8 protein-coding genes are annotated in these 17,494 nt (G+C 49.3%); 4 read left to right on the forward strand and 4 right to left on the reverse strand.

Annotation, left to right across the window (positions count from 1 at the left end; all coding sequences use genetic code 11):
- Positions 1-2: 2 nt before the first annotated feature.
- Positions 3-1,346, forward strand: coding sequence for a hypothetical protein (locus EHW58_RS11785; protein WP_152796620.1), 1,344 nt, complete (start codon positions 3-5; stop codon positions 1,344-1,346).
- Positions 1,347-1,585: 239 nt separating this feature from the next.
- On the opposite strand, the gene EHW58_RS11790 is transcribed toward EHW58_RS11785, so the two are convergent.
- Entirely contained in the window at positions 1,586-2,512 is a 927-nt protein-coding gene (locus EHW58_RS11790; protein WP_152796622.1) for a hypothetical protein, read from the reverse strand.
- 256 nt (positions 2,513-2,768) lie between these two features.
- Between EHW58_RS11790 and EHW58_RS11795 the strand changes: the two genes are divergently transcribed.
- The 3 genes from EHW58_RS11795 to ptsG all read left to right on the forward strand — a co-directional run bounded on the left by EHW58_RS11795 (position 2,769) and on the right by ptsG (position 14,508).
- On the forward strand, positions 2,769-11,798 hold the full coding sequence (locus tag EHW58_RS11795; protein ID WP_152796624.1) for a PLxRFG domain-containing protein: 9,030 nt from the start codon (positions 2,769-2,771) through the stop codon (positions 11,796-11,798).
- A 156-nt stretch (positions 11,799-11,954) separates the two neighbouring features.
- Complete coding sequence (locus tag EHW58_RS11800) at positions 11,955-12,458, forward strand: hypothetical protein (RefSeq protein ID WP_152796626.1); 504 nt, start codon at positions 11,955-11,957, stop codon at positions 12,456-12,458.
- A gap of 619 nt (positions 12,459-13,077) precedes the next feature.
- Positions 13,078-14,508, forward strand: a complete 1,431-nt coding sequence (gene ptsG, locus EHW58_RS11805; RefSeq protein WP_152796629.1) for a PTS glucose transporter subunit IIBC — start codon at positions 13,078-13,080, stop codon at positions 14,506-14,508.
- Positions 14,509-14,568: 60 nt separating this feature from the next.
- Here ptsG and EHW58_RS11810 read toward each other — a convergent pair whose 3' ends face one another.
- The 3 genes from EHW58_RS11810 to EHW58_RS11820 all read right to left on the reverse strand — a co-directional run bounded on the left by EHW58_RS11810 (position 14,569) and on the right by EHW58_RS11820 (position 17,228).
- Positions 14,569-15,477, reverse strand: a complete 909-nt coding sequence (locus EHW58_RS11810; RefSeq protein ID WP_152796631.1) for a lysine exporter LysO family protein — start codon at positions 15,475-15,477, stop codon at positions 14,569-14,571.
- 110 nt (positions 15,478-15,587) lie between these two features.
- Complete coding sequence (locus EHW58_RS11815; protein WP_152796633.1) at positions 15,588-16,511, reverse strand: HDOD domain-containing protein; 924 nt, start codon at positions 16,509-16,511, stop codon at positions 15,588-15,590.
- A 129-nt stretch (positions 16,512-16,640) separates the two neighbouring features.
- On the reverse strand, positions 16,641-17,228 hold the full coding sequence (locus EHW58_RS11820) for an LON peptidase substrate-binding domain-containing protein (protein ID WP_152796635.1): 588 nt from the start codon (positions 17,226-17,228) through the stop codon (positions 16,641-16,643).
- Positions 17,229-17,494 lie beyond the last annotated feature (266 nt).

A 17,494-nucleotide genomic window follows, 5' to 3' on the forward strand; every position in this document is an offset into this window, starting at 1 on the left:
TAATGGGTTTAGATACACGCGGATTTATGGATGGCGCCTTGCGCGCATATAGCATTGCCGACCGTCACTACCAACGCAAAGAAGATCGCGAGCTGCAAAAAGAGCAGCTGGAGCAAGACAGAAAAGAGCGAGAGCAGCGCATGTCGCTTCGCCAAGCGCAAGAAGAGCGTCAGCAAAAGAAATTCGATTATAACTACGGTAAAGACGGCAAGGGCGGTGCGCTGCGTGATGCCGAAGAGCGCGATAAAAAGCTGTTTGATGCAAAATTGAAAAACCAACAAACACAGCAAGAGCTCAACGAATATCAGCTTGGACAGCAAAAGCGCACGCACTTCATTCAGGAAAACAGCCCACTCATTCAAAAAGGGTGGAAGCGCTGGATGGAATCGGGGGAGATTGACCCCGTGCTTGATAATGAAATGATTGCGGGCAGCGCATATGATCCGCGTCGCTACCTGGATCCAGAGGTAAACAAAGCCGGCGAGTTGCTTGAAACGAAACTGCCAGCCGTGCTCGATGGCAAGGCCGACTTCAATGACCCAGAAATCAAAAGCGCGCTGAACACCATCTACAGTAAGAACATCAAAGCGTCAATTGGGCAGAAAGACCCAAGAACTGGCAAGGTAATCAAGGACGCCCGTTGGGGTGGTGTCACACTAGCTGCAGATATTAACCCAGAGATGGAGGGAGAGCAGCCAGGCTTGGTGATCACAACGGAAGTGAGCTATGGCGAAGATAAATGGGTGCCCAAGCCCGTGACCGAGGGGCGCGGTACAGGTGATGAGCAAGTCAAAGTCATCCCTCTTGAGCAGGCCATGCAGGATTTAACCGGGCAATTAGCGATGCGCCGCCAAGCGATGACATCACCGGCATTCAAATCCGTGTTTGGCGGTGAAGGTGAGGAAGTTAATGACGCTTATCAGAAAGAAATGGCATCTATCGAGAGCGACCGAAGCAAGGCGCTTGCTAAACTCTATAGCGAGCAAAATGGATTCGATACCAAGCCAGAAGACATCAAACAAAAAGAGTCTGAGATCAACCGTATTTATGACCAGCGATTGGCACGTGTTGCTCAGCAATACGGTATTCAAAATCCCGATGCTGGCGGTTTGGGTGAGAGCCCAGCGGAGGTGCCCGCCGAGGTGGAGCAATGGGCTACCGATGATCCGAGAAAGCAGTATTTCTTAAAAGCGCTGAAGCAGAAAGGGCACGAACTAAGTGGTTATGATGTGCAGACCATTGAGCGTGCGTTTAATGACCAGTTAGCCAAACAGAAAGCTGAAAAAAGCTCTGAGGTTGCGAATAGCTTGCGAGCTCAACACGCTCAGCGTTATGCGGATCGATAGTTAACATCATTGCATTACCCTAGCTGAAATGACTAATGGCGAAAATAGCGATTGCCGCTGTACATGCCAAGAGGAAAAAAGAAATAGATGTAGCGACGAGTAAGACTGCTCTATCTGCGGCGCGGCCTGATAGCTTCCCGCTGATGCTGAATGTAAATGTCAACTTAAGAAAACTCGATAGTTTGAACATATTATGCCCCTCTGTCGCATACTGTGAGTGTGGGGCTATTATCAGAGCTTTAGGGGGGCTGAGTATGGGACAAATTAATGTCAAATGATGTGATATGTCCCTCGATGCCATTCTTGAGTATGGTTTCAAGAAACTGTTCAAAGGTCTCAGAGTCCTTTTGTGACTTCTGATACGCCTCGGTTAGTAACCAATGCCACTCGAAAGCGTTGAATTTCAGTACGCTGGAGTCACCTTTGAATATTTTTAGTTTGTCACGATTCTCGTTGAATATGCGCAGTTCAAGGTTACTAACTCTCTCAGCGCCTGCTAGCACTATATCCCGAGATTCTATACCCAGGCGGCGATACTGCTTTTTTACAGTTTCTGTGTCTTTGCTTAGGCAGTAACCAATAAATTCTATTGAATTGGCTTTGTTGACAGTAACTCCATATTTTTCGCATAGAGAGTCCCACCTGAATTGAAGTGAACTGTATAAAGATGAATCTTTTTTCTCGGACTTTCTTTCGGTCAATGATTGGCAGGCACTAATGAGATTATTGAGGTACTGATGAATATTTGCCCTTCCGTCGATTGGCACGTGACTAAAGGCTTCTTCTACTTCTTCGTCGTGCGCCGTTTGCAATGTGTCAGCGTCTGACTGATCTAGAACTGCCTTCTCAAAGGGACTTAACCATTCGAGGTTGTCAATATCATCGAAGTCCTCGTCATCAGAGTGACTAGAGCTGTAATAAAAACCAAGATCGTCATGAAGCTCTGAGCTGAGCTCCCAAGATATATTTTTGACCTCTTCTAAAAGATTAAGTGCTACCTTTTCAATTCTCTTTAGAGATTTACACTGCTGAGTATGTGTTTCTCGACCCTTGAACTCCCATAAGTCATATTCGATTTCCGAGAGTATGAAATCATGATCTTGTTTAGGCACATCATATTTCGACAGAAACGATTTTATTTCAGTAGCTTGGGTTTTGTTTAGCATGTTCTCATGTTAAGTATTGGTGATTAAATTTTAAGTTTTTACTATTGCGAATTAGAGCGCAGGTTGCAAACTCGTCTTTACTGGGATGCATCAGGATACTTCGATACTACACCTCGGCTTATGAACGAGGCTAGGGAGTTCATTGGCGTTTACCTGTGACACAATTAACGCAATAATAGCCCCATCATCAAATACCTATATCTAGCCGCTGGCTCCTTTGGAGTTGGCGGTTTTTTTATGCCTGCTCGGAGCGGATATGAAAGACGAAAAGCTTCTCGGAAAGAAAAACGGAGCCACTGTTAACGCTCAAACGGATATGACGTTTCAGCTAAGCGATGATTTTAGTTTGGATGCTTACAAGCCAGCGGAAAATCTAGAAGTAGGTGCCGGAGATGTTTCCAAAAGCCTGGCGGTAGGTGCTTCTGGCGCCATGGAAGGCGCAGCGGAGGCCACGAGCGCTGTTGGTGATGGGATTGGAAATGCGATTGCTGATGGTGCTCGGAATCTCGGTATCCCGGATTCTGTCATCGATAAAGCGAGCACCGTCGCAGGTTATACGCCACAGGGCTTAGGGTTGAAGTACGTCGATATGCTTGGAGGGGCTTACGGCCAAGCTAAAGAGTGGCTGACTGATAGCCTATCCGACGACGGGAAAAAGGCACTACAAACCGCGCCCGTTTCAGAGGCCCCAGAGGGGGATTGGCGTGTTTCATCTGATCCTGCCGTGTGGGCGATGCAAATCGCGCAAGGCCTTGGCTATATGGCACCAACTGTCGCTTCGGCAGTTGCGACTGGCGGGCTGTCTTCCGCGTCCGCAATCCCATCATTTACAAAACTGGCAATGCGGTCTGGCGCTAAGCCTGAGGTGGCAGCAAGGGCGGCGGAGAAAGCCTATAGCGTCCTACGCAACACGCCAGCCTCGGCGATTGGTATGGCATCAGATGTTGGCAGTCAAGGCGTCCAAGCTAAAGAAACAGTGATGGCTGCGCCAATTGATCAACTTGCAGAGAGCGAAGTCTTTCGCAACAACTTCTATGTGGTTGACGCTGACCCTGAGTATGCGGGGCTCAGTGATGCACAGAAGATTGATCGCGCCCGAGAAATGACAGCGGAGCAAGCTTCCAAAGCCACCATGTCAGACGAGAAAACATTAGCAACGAGTGCTATGGCCACAATGCTCGGCGATGTTCCCTTGGCCAACATGCTGACTCGCGGAGCGGGTAAGGCGAGCTCATCAATCAGCAAAGGTGTTGCAAAAGGGGCGGCGGAAGGTGCTGTTCGCGAAGGCGCCACTGAAGCTATCCAGGGTGGTACCCAGCAATACGTGGCTAATGAGGTATCAAACGAATACGCGGGTACGGATCTTGACCCCATGGATGGTGTCGCGCTCGGTGCAGTGAACGAGGGCGTACTGGGTAGCGCCATTGGTGGCACCATGGGTGCAGCAGGTGGTGCGCGAGCTGGAGCCGACAAGGTCAGTGATACCGCTGACGCCATTGAAAATGACATGGCTCAACCTGCTGAACCCGAAGGCAATGCGCAAGATACCGACGACGCACAAGCTGTGGAAGGTGTACAGGGCATGGAGGGCGCACAGCTACCAAGTAATGATGAAACCACGATCACTGATGGTCCATCTGAAGCAGCCGAGCGGGTTCGTCAGCAAATCCTGGATAAAGCTCTATCCGGGAGCAATCAGGAAAAGTCAGAGGTTGATGGGCAAGGTGATCTGACATCTCGCTTTAAAACCTCGCAACAGTCATTACGAGATATAGGCGTACTGCCAGATAACGACAATCACTTTGTAAAAACCGTCAAGCTGGCTTATGCCATGGATCAGGACAAAGCGGATGCTCTGCTTGAACGCATAGAACAAGGTGATCAAGAGGCAGAACAATCTCTGTACGCTCTCGCGGAGCAAGCTTCAGAGCTGGGGTTGGATGAGACAGGTGTTCAGAAAATCTTCAATGATGCAGCCGCTAAGCAACAAGCTGTCAAAGATAAGCGTGAATCTAAAGTTCAGCGTTATATCTCAGCGATTGAACAAGGCCGTGATAACGTTGGAGCTTCAAAGGGCGTAAACAATGAAGCGCGACAGCAGGAAACTGTTAAAGACCAATTACCTCCCTCTTCTGAGTTGCCAGCAGGGTCGGCAGAAAGCACTCAACAAGACACACCAGGTGAAGCGTCGCGCAATGCAGACTTAGCGAGTAGCGCACCACAAAGTGAAGTCGATGCCGCTTATCAGCAGCGTGACGAACAGCATGCAATTCAGGAAAGCATCAAAGACAACGTTGATAAAAGCGCCCAGTCACGTGGCGAGTTTGCCAATCGCCCTAACACCATGAAGATGCGCGAAGATGGCAAAAAACCGATTGCTGACTATGCCGCGCTCACCAAAAAAACCAAGTCGATGCGCAAGCGCCTTAAAAAGCGCATGGCCCAATCTAATCCCCAGCTACGCGAAGCGCTATTAGAATCACTGCGTAACGCACCCGAGCGCATTGCGGCCTTTGAGCAAGAGGCGAAGGAGCGAAAAGCGTGGTTTGATGCTCAGCCTGAAAACCAAGCACGACGCCAGCAAGCCGAGGCGTTATTCGATCCGCAGCAACCAGAGCCAGTTAACGAGCCAGACTTTAGCCGCAACGCCATTAAGCAAGTGATGGACGACATGCGCGAACGCGGCGAGCCCATCATCCAATCTCTGCCTAAAGAAGAGCAGGCCGAAGCCAGGGCTGATCTGAAAAAAGCACAGTCATTTGCGACCACCAAGCTGCGCATGATGATGGATGAGGCGAAAGCTGGCCGAAAAGGAACATTTAGCGACTTCGAGCCCAGGCTTCAACGTAAAAACGAAGCCATAAAAAAAGTATCGTCTGATGATGCTGAGAGAGAGGGCACCGTTAGCTCAGGTCAAGTCAGCGTTGGCGGCCTCGACGTAGGCGTACCAATTGTTAGTCGAGAAGTTGAGCGCAGCTATAATCGAGCAACTCATATAGGTAGTGGGCGAGACTTCAATGCCGAGCTACAGAGTGAAGCGAGGCAAATGGCCACAGAGCTCAACGAACGAGGGTTGCTAGATACAGAAGCACGAAGAAATAAAGCTAAAAGCCTGATTGAGTCTTATCTAGACGAGCAGAAAAAATTTATTGAGCGTGAATCATCACGAGCGACCAATAACCCCAGCTGGCTTGTCACAGGCCGAGGTGGGCGCAATATGGCGAAGTATTCCGCCAAAGTTGACAAAAATATGGCGGCATTTAGCCGTGAGGTCGAAAAGCTAAGCGCGATGCGTAAGCGCGTCCCTCAAGACGTAGAAGCCGTCATGAATGAGGAGCAGCGTCAGGCCAGGCAAGAGAAAGAGCGTCGTGACAATCTTAGTCGCGCTGAGAAAAAGGCAGCTGAGTATTTAGCCATCATTGCGCAAAATATGCGCGAGGGTAATTCATTGCTGGCAAAAAGTGACCGCAAATGGGCAGGGCCAAAAGCGCTCACCCAACTTAACTTGCTTGCATCGGCAGATGAAGCCAGGGCAAAAACGCTGGTTAAGAAAATGGATGGCTCCCTTGAAGACGTTGGCGGCGTGATCAAGGTGGCGGGGCCCCGCTCAAAGCTTGCCGCACGATTGAAAGAGCTGCTTGGCTCCCAAGACAATCCTAAAAACTCTCCTGCTACACCAACCGAAAACTCCGCCATACCAACGCTTGATGCCTTTTCAACTCTTAACAAAGGTGACATGAGTCTTACTGAGGTTAAGGCGTTATCGGAGCAGCTAACTCGCAACGAGCAAGGCGTAAAAGATGAGCTTTACTCGCTCACTATTCCGAAAATCAACGAGAAAATGGGTGCCTACTTTGCGGCGCGTTGGAAGGGCGAAAGGAAAGACCGCATCGTACAAGCGGCTTTTGATCAGCTCCTATCTGATTTGGAATTCACCATGGCAGGTGGTGCGCAAACCATTACCTTGACGCAGGAAGGAAACGGAAAGACGCGCGCTGAAAAGGTAAATGAAAAAATCCAAGCGATGGATGAGGATACCTATCAGGCGTTCATTGATGCGCGCAAACAGGCTGAAAAAGACCGAAAAGAAGCAATCAAGCAACGAGAAGTCGCACTCAAAGACCCACAAACAATAAATGACTTTAATCTATTTGTTCAAAACGGTGGCAAGATTACACCCGAACTGCGCGCCCGTTATGACAAATTGGTCACTGACGAGATCTTATCTCGCCGCAAATCAGAGCAGGAGGCAGCCGCCAAAAAGGCAGGCTTGGAAACTGATGGCGAAATCGAGACTGGTGACATCACCGAAGGCACACACGGCAAGACCGGAGCCACCATTTTTAATGTGTCGTTAGAAACACGCTTAGGCAAGGACAAGTTCAAAGAGGCGGCCGGGATGGCACGCTCAATGAAAGGCGGCTACTGGCGTGGGAGCTTTTACTTTCCCACACGCGAAGATGCGGAAATATTCATGGGTTGGCTGCAAGGCAATGACATTGACCGTTCTGAGTCCGTCAACGCTAAGCGCGAAGAGAAGCGCCAGTCAAACGCGGAAAAGCTAAGAGAGGCAAGTGAAAAGCTCGCAGAAAAAGCGAACGCGGAATACAACGCAGAGCGCAAAGAAAACACGGCCAAACGCATGGCTGAAGGAGAGCGAGCGAGATCTCGAGCGAGAAAAGATGCAGAAACCGCCACGATAATGGCTGAGGTTGCCGACAAGATTGAGTCAGGCGACCTCTCAGCGTTGGCGGGTATCAATGCGAAAACGCAAGTTGAAACACTGAAGCGAATCGAAAACGGATTGCTGTGGGAGGCAAGCAAGAAAAACAGTGATGCTGTAGAGCGGGGCGACTTTAGCGATCCTGTTTGGAAAAAGGGCACGACGATTGATGAGAAGGTCATGTTTGCCAAATATCCAATGGCAGACACAGACACCCGCGTGATTAACGAGTTGGCCAGCCGAATGGTGAATGAAAAAGGCTATGTGAAGTCTGGTAGGGTTTTGCTGGACAAATACAAGGGTGGCGAGCCCAAAGACGTCGCGTTAAGCACGGAAAACGAACACGTCATCAAAATGGTGGAGTTCGCGAAAAAAGAGGAGCTATACGGCGATTTGCCCGCCATGTTCCAGCGGCTTCAACGTATGGGGATCACGCGACGAGAGCTGTTGCGTCAGGCGCTGCGCGAGATGGGCAGCACCAAGACAAACACCGGCCTCAATGAGAGCAAGCTTGCCAAGCTGGAGCGCGATCTTAAGAAAAAAGTGCTTGGCAATCGCAATGCGTTTGTTGATTTCTTCCCTACACCAGAGTCTCGTGCGCGCCGCATTGTTGAGCTGGCCGATATTGAGCCTGGCATGAAAGTGCTAGAGCCGAGCGCGGGGAATGGCATGTTGGCAGATGCTGCGAAGTCTCAAGGCGCTGACGTTGAAGTGGTAGAGCTCGCCAGCGACCTGAGTGACATCTTGAAAGAAAAGGGTCACAAAGTTGTCGGAGATGACTTCCTTGCGTTTACCGGTAAGGGTTATGACCGCATCGTGATGAACCCACCGTTTAGTAATGACATGGACATTGACCATGTTCGTCATGCCTACGACATGCTGAAACCTGGCGGAAAAATGGTAGCAGTGATGAGCAGCATGGCAGGGGAGCGTAGTAACAACAAAAACCGAGCCTTCAAGGACTGGCTAGCTGAGTTGGATGCCACGGAAGAAATGGATCCCGAGGGTACGTTTAAAGAGTCCATGAACCAAACAGGTGTTCGTACCAAAACGGTCGAAATTGAAAAACCAGTCAAGGAGGCTCAAAAGGAAAGCGAGTCTGAGGCGGTGATGTTTTCCCGCGAAGGCGTCACTCAAGGCAATCCACCACCGAAAGGCATGCCACTCAAACAGGCCGAGCTGGGCGTTCGCCAATGGCTCAAAGAGTATAACGGTGGGGCGGGGATCAAAACCAAGGTAGTTCAGACGCAAGCGGAGGCAGAAAAGCTGCTTGGTCAATCCATCCCGGACGCTACTATTCACGGCTTCTACAGCGATAGGGATGGTGCCGTGGTACTTGTTGCCGACAACCTGCCTGATATGAAAACGCTGCGCAAAAAGCTACGGCACGAAGTATTGGCTCACCATGGCTTAAAAGCGGTGGTCGGTGATAGCGAGTATCAGAAAATCCTTGAGCGAATTGCCCGCGGTAAAAGCTCACCGCACGTAAAAGAGCTATGGGATCGCATCGAAAAAAACTACGGCGACCAAGAGCCCCTTGTGCAAGTTGAAGAAATACTGGCACATGCAGCGGAAATTGAGCGCAGCACTATTCAGCGGTGGTGGGACCGAGCGATTGAAGCAATTGCGCATGCTTTACGAAAAGTGGGTTTCATGCGGCCTCATGACATTACGAAAGCTGAGCTAAACAATATTGTTCAGACACTCGTGGATCGAGTAAAGGCAGTCAATCACTGGGATCCCAATAACCCTCCTCCTTCGGGTGGAAGCTCTAAGTTGAGCCAGGCTAAATTCTCCAAAGAGCACGCGCCGACTATGGACGAAGTGTTGAGCCAGATGGATGCAGAGCCAACCGCGCAAGGGCGAATGAAACGGGCGCTTAGTGCCACGAAGACAGCGGTTAAGGGGGCGCTTGGTGGAAGCAAAGGGCTTGGCGCGGTATCTCTTCGCCAACTCGCCGATCTTGCTTACGATAAACTACCGCAAATTAAAACGTATGTAGATACGGTGCATCGCATGATGGAGCGCCGCAATCAGATGGCGTTTGAATCTGCTGACATTGCACAGAACATTCGAAAATGGGCAGCTAAAAACAAGCCTGTGGCTGATGAGTTATTCAATGTGGCACACGAAGCGACGGTTGAAGGCGTCGATCCCGCCGAGCAATTTGTTTCGGCAGCGGAGGCAATTGAGAACCGTATTCGTCATATCGAAAATGTAGCCAGGGAAGATCGTCTCACCAACTCCCAAGCAGAGGAATTGCGACAGCTGCGTAATGACCTGAAGGATGAACCTCGACGCTTAAGAAAACATATCGCCTTGCGTAAGCGCTTTGACAAGCTACCTACAGAAGCGAAACAGCATTACCGCACTATGCGCGATAATTACAAAGCGCGACATAATGACTACCGGACGTTACTTGAACAGCAAATCGAGAATGCAGACATTGATAATCGCGTGAAGAAAAAGCGGTTAGCGGAGCTGCGATCCTTATTTGAACTGCAAGAAGTTAATGCGCCTTACTTCCCTCTTGCCCGTTTCGGCGATTACTGGGTGAGTGCCATTGATGAAAATGGAGAAAATCGTTTTCTGATGTTTGAGTCTGAAGCCGAGCAAAAAGCGACGTCTGAAAAGTTAAAAGAGAAAGGCTTTGAAGTGCGCTCGGGCTACAAGATGGAAGGTAACCCAGCGATTAATGGTGCCAGTTTGAGCTTTGTTACCGACTTGATGGGCAAGATAGACGAATCATCACTCAATGATGAGAAGAAAGCGTTAATCAAAGACCAAGTCTATCAGATGTATCTCCAGGCCTTGCCGTCACGCTCGATGCGTAAGCAGTTTATCCACCGCAAAAAGACGAAAGGCTGGTCTAACGATGCGCTACGTGCCATGGCTGAGAACATGATGAAAGGTGCTTATCAGTTATCGCGCATGGAGTTTGCAGACGAGCTGACCAAACAGGCTACTGAAGCTAAAAAGGTGGCAGAGCAATCGAATGACAACCAGACCGGGCGTTACGCAGAAGAAATGATGAAGCGACATGAATGGGTGATGAACCCGAAACACTCAACCGCCGCACAAAAGATCACGTCTTTGGGCTTCCTTTGGATGCTCGGGGTATCACCGGCCGCTGCCGCGGTAAACACAACGCAAAACTTCGTCGTCGCCTTACCCATCATTGCGAGCAAATTCGGCACGAAAGCCGCAGCCAGTGAGCTCAATGGTGCGATGAAAGAGTTCATCACATCGCGTGGGCAAATCAGTCGCAAATTCCGCAACCAATCAGAGAAAGATGCTTACCAAGCTTGGCATGATATGGGTCTACTCGATTCCACGAATGCGCACGATTTAGCAGGTATGGCCGAAGCCGAGAACTGGCAGTACAACGAGACCTATGAGAAAGCCATGAATGTTGTCAGCTGGCTATTTCACAAAGCGGAAGTGTTCAACCGCGAAACCACGGCAATTGCGGCTTATCGCTTAGCGAAACAAAAAGGGCATTCTCATGAAGCGGCGACTAAGATGGCCGCCGATATTACCTGGGATGCGCACTTCGACTATACCAATGCTAACCGTGCTCGCTACATGCAAACTCCGACCATGAAAGTCCTTATGCAGTTTAAGCAATACAGTCAAAACATGACGTACTACTTGCTGCGCAATATGTACCTGAGTATGAAAGGGGCTACCAAGGAAGAAAAAGCAGAAGCGCGCAAGCAACTGGTGGGAACCTTGGGCATGACAGGGTTACTTGGTGGGGCTACCGCTCTACCGCTAGGGTCATTGTTTGCACTAGCCAACGGATTGAATGCGGCTTTCGGTGATGACGATGAGCCCTGGGATGCAGAGGTGGAATTTAAAAACTACCTGGGTGAGTTAATGGGCCAAGATATGGCCGATAAAGTCATCTATGGTGTGGGTGGTGCAGGCGTGTCGTCACGCATTTCACTTGACGGCCTCTGGATACGTGATCCGAACCGCGACATTGAAGGCGAAGATTTATGGACGCATTACGCGGAGCAGGTTGCAGGCCCTGTAATGGGTGGGATTGTGGTCAGTTGGCTTAGAGGCAGTAGCGCCATTGCCGAGGGCAATGTGTATCGCGGCATTGAGAAAATGATGCCTAAGTTCGCGCGTGACCCCATGAAGGCATACCGCTACTGGGATGAAGGCGCGCTTAACTACCGTGGCGATGCGTATAAAGAGTCCGATCAATTTACGGGCTTGCAATTGCTATTACAGGCCAACGGCCTAACAGATGGTGAGCTGATGAAGCAATATGATCTTAATAACGCTATCAAAGGCTACGAGCAACACATCCTCGATCGTCGCCGTGACTTAATGACTGCATTTTGGCTGGCATACAAAGAAGGTGATGACGCCATGATGGTGGAGGCCAAAAGAGGGATCCGCAAGTTCAACCAGGCTAACCCTCGCATTGCCATTGATGGCGATACCTTACGCCGATCCATCAAAACTCGACACCGTTATAGTCGGGGAAGCCAAAACGGCGTCAATGTGAAGAAGAGCTTGCGCTATCTGAATGAGCGAGTTGGATGGTAGTTCACCCACTTAATCTGTTTGGGGCAAGGGAATGATTTCTTTGCAACCTATTAACCTATGAATGGGAGTCACCAATCATAAAAAGGAATCCTAGTGTTGAGATAGCGATGATTTTGCTAAAAGTGGTAAGTAAATCATTGAGTAAGGATACTTTTAATGGTGATGCCAACCTTGCAAGAGCTGCGCGATGCTGCCGCGGATGACTGCGCTTCTCTGACTCCTCTCCTGTGCGCTGCTGGGGCATATGCTCAGGCTAAAAACCTACCTATTTTGCGTACTTGGCTGGATCACGAACTAAACGGCTACCGTGAGACGACAAATGTTCCTCTATATAGGCGACTGAAGAGCACGCCAATTGCTTTTACCGACAATAACTCTTGGCATTCCTTCCCAGATGTTGAAATTGGGCTTGGTAGCTCGGTGACAACTATGGATTGTCGTCTCTCGGTGGTCGAATTGACTACAATGCATGAATGTTCACTACCATTAAGAAGCAAGTTTGCTGACAGTGAGAGCGAGTTTCTCTCTCAGCTTCTTGGTATCGAGGGGGAGTACTCGTTATTTGTGAGTGCAGACAGGCTTGAACACATCTTATATGACGTGAGGAAGTCATTATGGACTTGTTTATCGCAGCTTGAGGGCGAATTGTACAGTTTGTAATGAAATATTTGTCGTCTTTCAGTGTAGTTATAAACGAAGCTTTAGAGATTTTTGTGTACATAGGTTGGTGGAGTTGGAGGGGGAAAATTTGCTCATTTCGGCGAGGTAGTTTTTGGGGCAAAAATGGGACACAAATGGGACACTTTGTGCAAATGGGACACGATTTGGGACACTTTTCAGGGGGTTGATAGGAGTAATAAGGATTTGCATTGCGACAATAAAGCATTGAAAATGTTGAGAAACGCCTGTTTGTAACGATCTTGCTTTTCGGGAGATATTTCGTTACGTAAAATAACGTTAGGGGTGAAGGGGTTGCTATTTTTTTGTTCGTATCCTTTCCCCTGGGCAATAGATTTTTTGTCATTTTAAATCATGGCCTTATGTTGTTTTTTGCTGTTTTTGCCGCCAATTCTAATTGTGATCTATATTTACTTTTTAATCAGTAAAATCGTCACTGATAGGCAAGGTGATGATTCGCCCCTTATAGTTTGGGTGAGTTCAATAATCACAAATCGTTTGTGCTCTCGGCGCCTGTGGTATCGGTTGGCCTCTTGCGGGGGAATCGGAAGGTTAGTCCGACGAGACACATTGTTAAACGTCCTTGTCAGGAGCAAGAACTATGTCAAAAAACCTCTTTGCTAACCTGCAAAAAGTCGGTAAAGCGCTGATGCTTCCAGTATCTGTGCTTCCGGTCGCAGGTATACTTTTGGGTGTTGGTGCTGCCAACTTTAGCTGGATGCCAGATATTGTTTCACACATGATGGAACAAGCTGGTGGGTCTGTATTTGGTCAAATGGCCTTGCTGTTTGCCGTCGGTGTGGCGCTAGGCTTCACCAATAACGATGGTGTCTCGGGTCTGTCTGCGATTGTCGGTTATGGCATCATGGTGGCGACACTGGATGTCATGGCACCAGTAATGGGCGCTGAAGAAATCAAGACAGGTGTGCTTGGTGGTATTCTCGCCGGTGGTGTCGCGGCGTGGACGTTTAACCGCTTCTATACGATTCAACTGCCTGACTACCTTGGCTTCTTTGCCGGTAAGCGGTCGGTGCCAATCATTACCGGTTTCATTTCTATCGCGCTTGGTGTGATCCTGTCTGTTATCTGGCCACCAATCGGCAGTGGTATCGCTACCTTCTCACACTGGGCCGCCGAACAAAACCCTGTGACCGCATTTGGTATCTATGGTGTGGTAGAGCGTGCACTTATCCCATTCGGTCTACACCACATCTGGAACGTACCTTTCTTCTATGAAGCGGGTAGCTGTGTGAACAACGCCGGCGAGCAAGTAAACGGCATCATGACCTGTTTCTTGACCGCAAACGATGTCACTCGTGAAGCAGGTAACGGCTTTGGTCAGTTAGCAGGCGGCTACTTGTTCAAAATGTTTGGTCTACCAGCGGCGGCATTTGCTATCGCACATTCTGCCAAGCCAGAAAACCGCGCCAAAATCATGGGTATCATGGCATCAGGTGCACTGACGTCATTCTTGACCGGCATCACTGAACCTATCGAGTTCTCGTTCCTGTTCATCGCGCCAGTACTGTATGGTATCCACGCCATCATGGCGGGTGCAGCGTATGTGCTGACTAACGCACTGGGCGTTGTTCACGGCCATACCTTCTCGAACGGTTTCATCGACTTCATCGTGCAAATGCCACGTGCTGAGAACGTGACCACACTGGTGCTGCTGGGCCTTGGTTATGGTGTGCTTTACTACATCGTGTTCCGTGTAGTGATTCGCGCCCTTGACCTGAAAACCCCTGGTCGTGAAGACGAAGCGGTCGCTGACGTGTCAACCGCGACAGGTTCTGAGCTTGCGGGCGACTTGGTGGCTGCATTCGGTGGTAAAGACAACATCACAGGTCTTGATGCATGTATCACTCGTCTACGTGTCTCAGTGGCTGACACTGAAATTGTTGACCAAGACAAGCTCAAGCAGCTAGGTGCAGCGGGTGTAGTTGTGGTATCAGGTGGCGTACAAGCTATCTTTGGTACCAAGTCAGATAACCTGCGTACTGAAATGGATAACTGGATGCGCAGCCAATAATTGCATGCGCTAAACCAGCAAATGTAAAAAGGGGTAGCATCTTGCTACCCCTTTTTTTGTTCAACGGGCACCGAGTGAGAGAAAAAACAACATCAAAACGGGCACCAACAAGCTGAGTATGAACCCACTGACAATCGCAATCGGTACACAGCGAATCCCGCCTGTGCTTTGAATGATCGGCAAGGTGAAATCCATCGCGGTGGCACCACCATATCCAATTGCGGTGAGCGGATAGCGCCGGATTAACACTGGAATAATCATAATCGCCACAAGCTCGCGCGCGAGCTCGAGAATAAATGATGCACCGCCGTAGACAGGCCCCAGTCCGTCGCCCATTAAGATCCCTGCCAACGAGTACCAACCGAAGCCGGATGCCATCGCTAACCCGTGATGATAAGGAATATCTAACCACCATGCCGCCAGCAAGCCACCGGGCAAGGAGGTCGCGACAACGAGAGTCGCAATCATCAGCCCACTTTTATTGAGAATGATTTGCTTCAGCGTCATGCCACTGTTGCGGAGCTGAATGCCAATCAATAAGAGCAAAAGTAATAAAATACCCTCGCTGGCCGTATCGACCCAAGAAAGATCTTGATTGATTAATAGCCCTACGACTAAGCCAACGGCCACAGCCGCAATCAGCTTACCGGACTCTGACATCATGGCGCTGAGGGTCAGTTTATGTTGGTGGCCATGGGTCTCGGTTGGGAAGAGCTTATCGAGAACAGGCAGGGCAAGCAGGTTGGCCGCGCCGATACAAATGAAGAACGTGGCAGCGAAATACAAAATGGTGGAAATATGTTGCCCGAGGTTATCTAAGCCTGCGAGGCTTAAGCCCATCAACACTAAAATGACCATCACTAGCCGCATCGTCAGGGTATTGACGGCGTTGAGGTAGCGCGCCTGCTTAATGGGGATTAGATAGCCGATAATAAGCGGCGAGAAGATGAGTAGCATCCCTGAAAACATCTGATTTTGCTCGGTGTTAAGAAAGTAGAGCTTGAGGTTATCAACCGGTTAATAGGTTGGTCAATAAAATCAGACAAGGGTGGTTAAAGGGAAGACCACCCTGGCTTGGGTCAGATACTGCTTGCGTCCATGACTTGGTTTAGCTGACGAGAGAACTCTTTTTCATCGAGGTTGGATAGCTCATATAAAGCTTCTGCGCCAGGCGCAGTGATTTCCACTTCATGATCCTCTATTGAGTCATCTTGATTGCGAAACATTAACAAGTGATTTGCCATTCTCGCGATATCTAAATAGGTGATATCGGGGCGCGGCTTAGTGTAGAGCTTATTGTTAATGGCGACTTCTATAAAGTCACGGTCAAACTGCCACTGCTTGAGCACAAGACGGCTGCAGTCGCCCGCCAGTGAGAAGAAGACGCGCTCTGCAATGTCAAATTTTAGATAGTGTCCCTGATTCACAAAGCGCTGAAACTCGCCAATCACGCTGTATAAGCCAATATCAGCAAGCAACCCCACAATCAGTGCTTTTTCGGGCTCCACTGAAAGCGGTTCATCACAGTAGTTTCTGACTTTTTGCGTCACCAGTGCCATCGCAGCGGCGAGTTCACGAGATTTTTGCGCACTTTTTTTCAATAGCGCGTTGCAGGCCTTGGAAAACGTGGCATCACTCTTGAGCTGATAGACGGCGGCGGCTGTGATGATCCCTAAAACGCGATCAACGCCAAGCCGAGAGACGGCGGTTTGAACATCTTTGCATTGACCTGTGGCGCGGGGAGCAAATAAAGCGGAGTTTGCAGCTTTAAGCACGGCCCCACATAAGCTTGGATCGTCCAACAAGAGGTTGGCAATATCCCGCATGGTAGTATCCGACCGCTTGCTAGCGCGTTGTATTGACAGAACAGCATCCGGTAAAGGAGGTAGGGACAGGCGATTGACACGGATGGTTTCGACGGCACGCTTGTAAAACTCGGTTTCAAGGGAGCGTAAGTACTTATCACGATCCGGTGAGACCCAAAAAAATGAAAGATGATCCATAAGTCCTGATAGTAATTGTCAGCAGACTGCATAGTAATGCGGCGAAGAATAAAAGAGAACCGCCTTTCTCTGAATCAGTGAGCCTGCTGGCGTCTTTGATGATAATTTACACAGTCACTCATCTGTCGCTTAGTCGTCGTCAATAAGTGGATACCGCAATAGTTTATCAATAAACTCGGCCACCAATAAGGCCGTAGGCTGGGAGAGTAGAAGCTGTTTTTGTTTCACTTCGATGGGGAGTAACTCCAACCAGCGCAGGCAAACCCAGCCAATTTCATCGTACTGTGTTAACTGGAAGTGTTCGTGGCGTGTCGGATTTGATCGATAATACTGCTGCAGCTTCTCACTCAGATAGAGGTAATGCTTGGGAACAGCATGGCGTTGCCATTTTGGCAACGGTGTATAACGCGCCATATTGACGTCACCTTCACCCGCGTCAATCGCATTCACTTTGACACTTTCAATCCCTTGTAACGTCAACGCGATTTCATGCGCACCATGACGATTGAAGTCTGCAATCTCGCAAAGCGTAACGATAGGAGAAATGGCGTGCGGGCGCTGCTGACCTTCATCCTCATTTTTCATCGCCACCAAAAGGCGAGGTGGTTCGCCTGCCTGTTGGAGCATTTGTAAGTAACATGACTCAGACAGCACATAGCTGTGCAATCCCCCAGGCAATAAATGACTTGCTTCTATTAACAGCGGGTGTCTCGACATGTCGGCTCCCTGACTATTAGCTTACCACTATTAATTTAGCGCACTCATCGCCCTGCGTTAAGCATAGATGCATCGAAGACTTTATTTAACAACGAAAAGGTGTCTGCAGTAAATGCGACAAGGGCCTCATTCGACCAAACCTCTATATAGCGATAAGTGATCAGATGCATAGTATTTGGTCGCTATTTAATGCAATCTCTTTGTGAAAATAACCATGCACAATGACTAGCTTATCAGTCAATTGGTGGGTCGGTTTTCCGGCTTGT

Source organism: Salinivibrio sp. VYel1 (assembly GCF_009377945.1).
GTDB classification, from domain to species: Bacteria; Pseudomonadota; Gammaproteobacteria; order Enterobacterales; family Vibrionaceae; genus Salinivibrio; species Salinivibrio siamensis.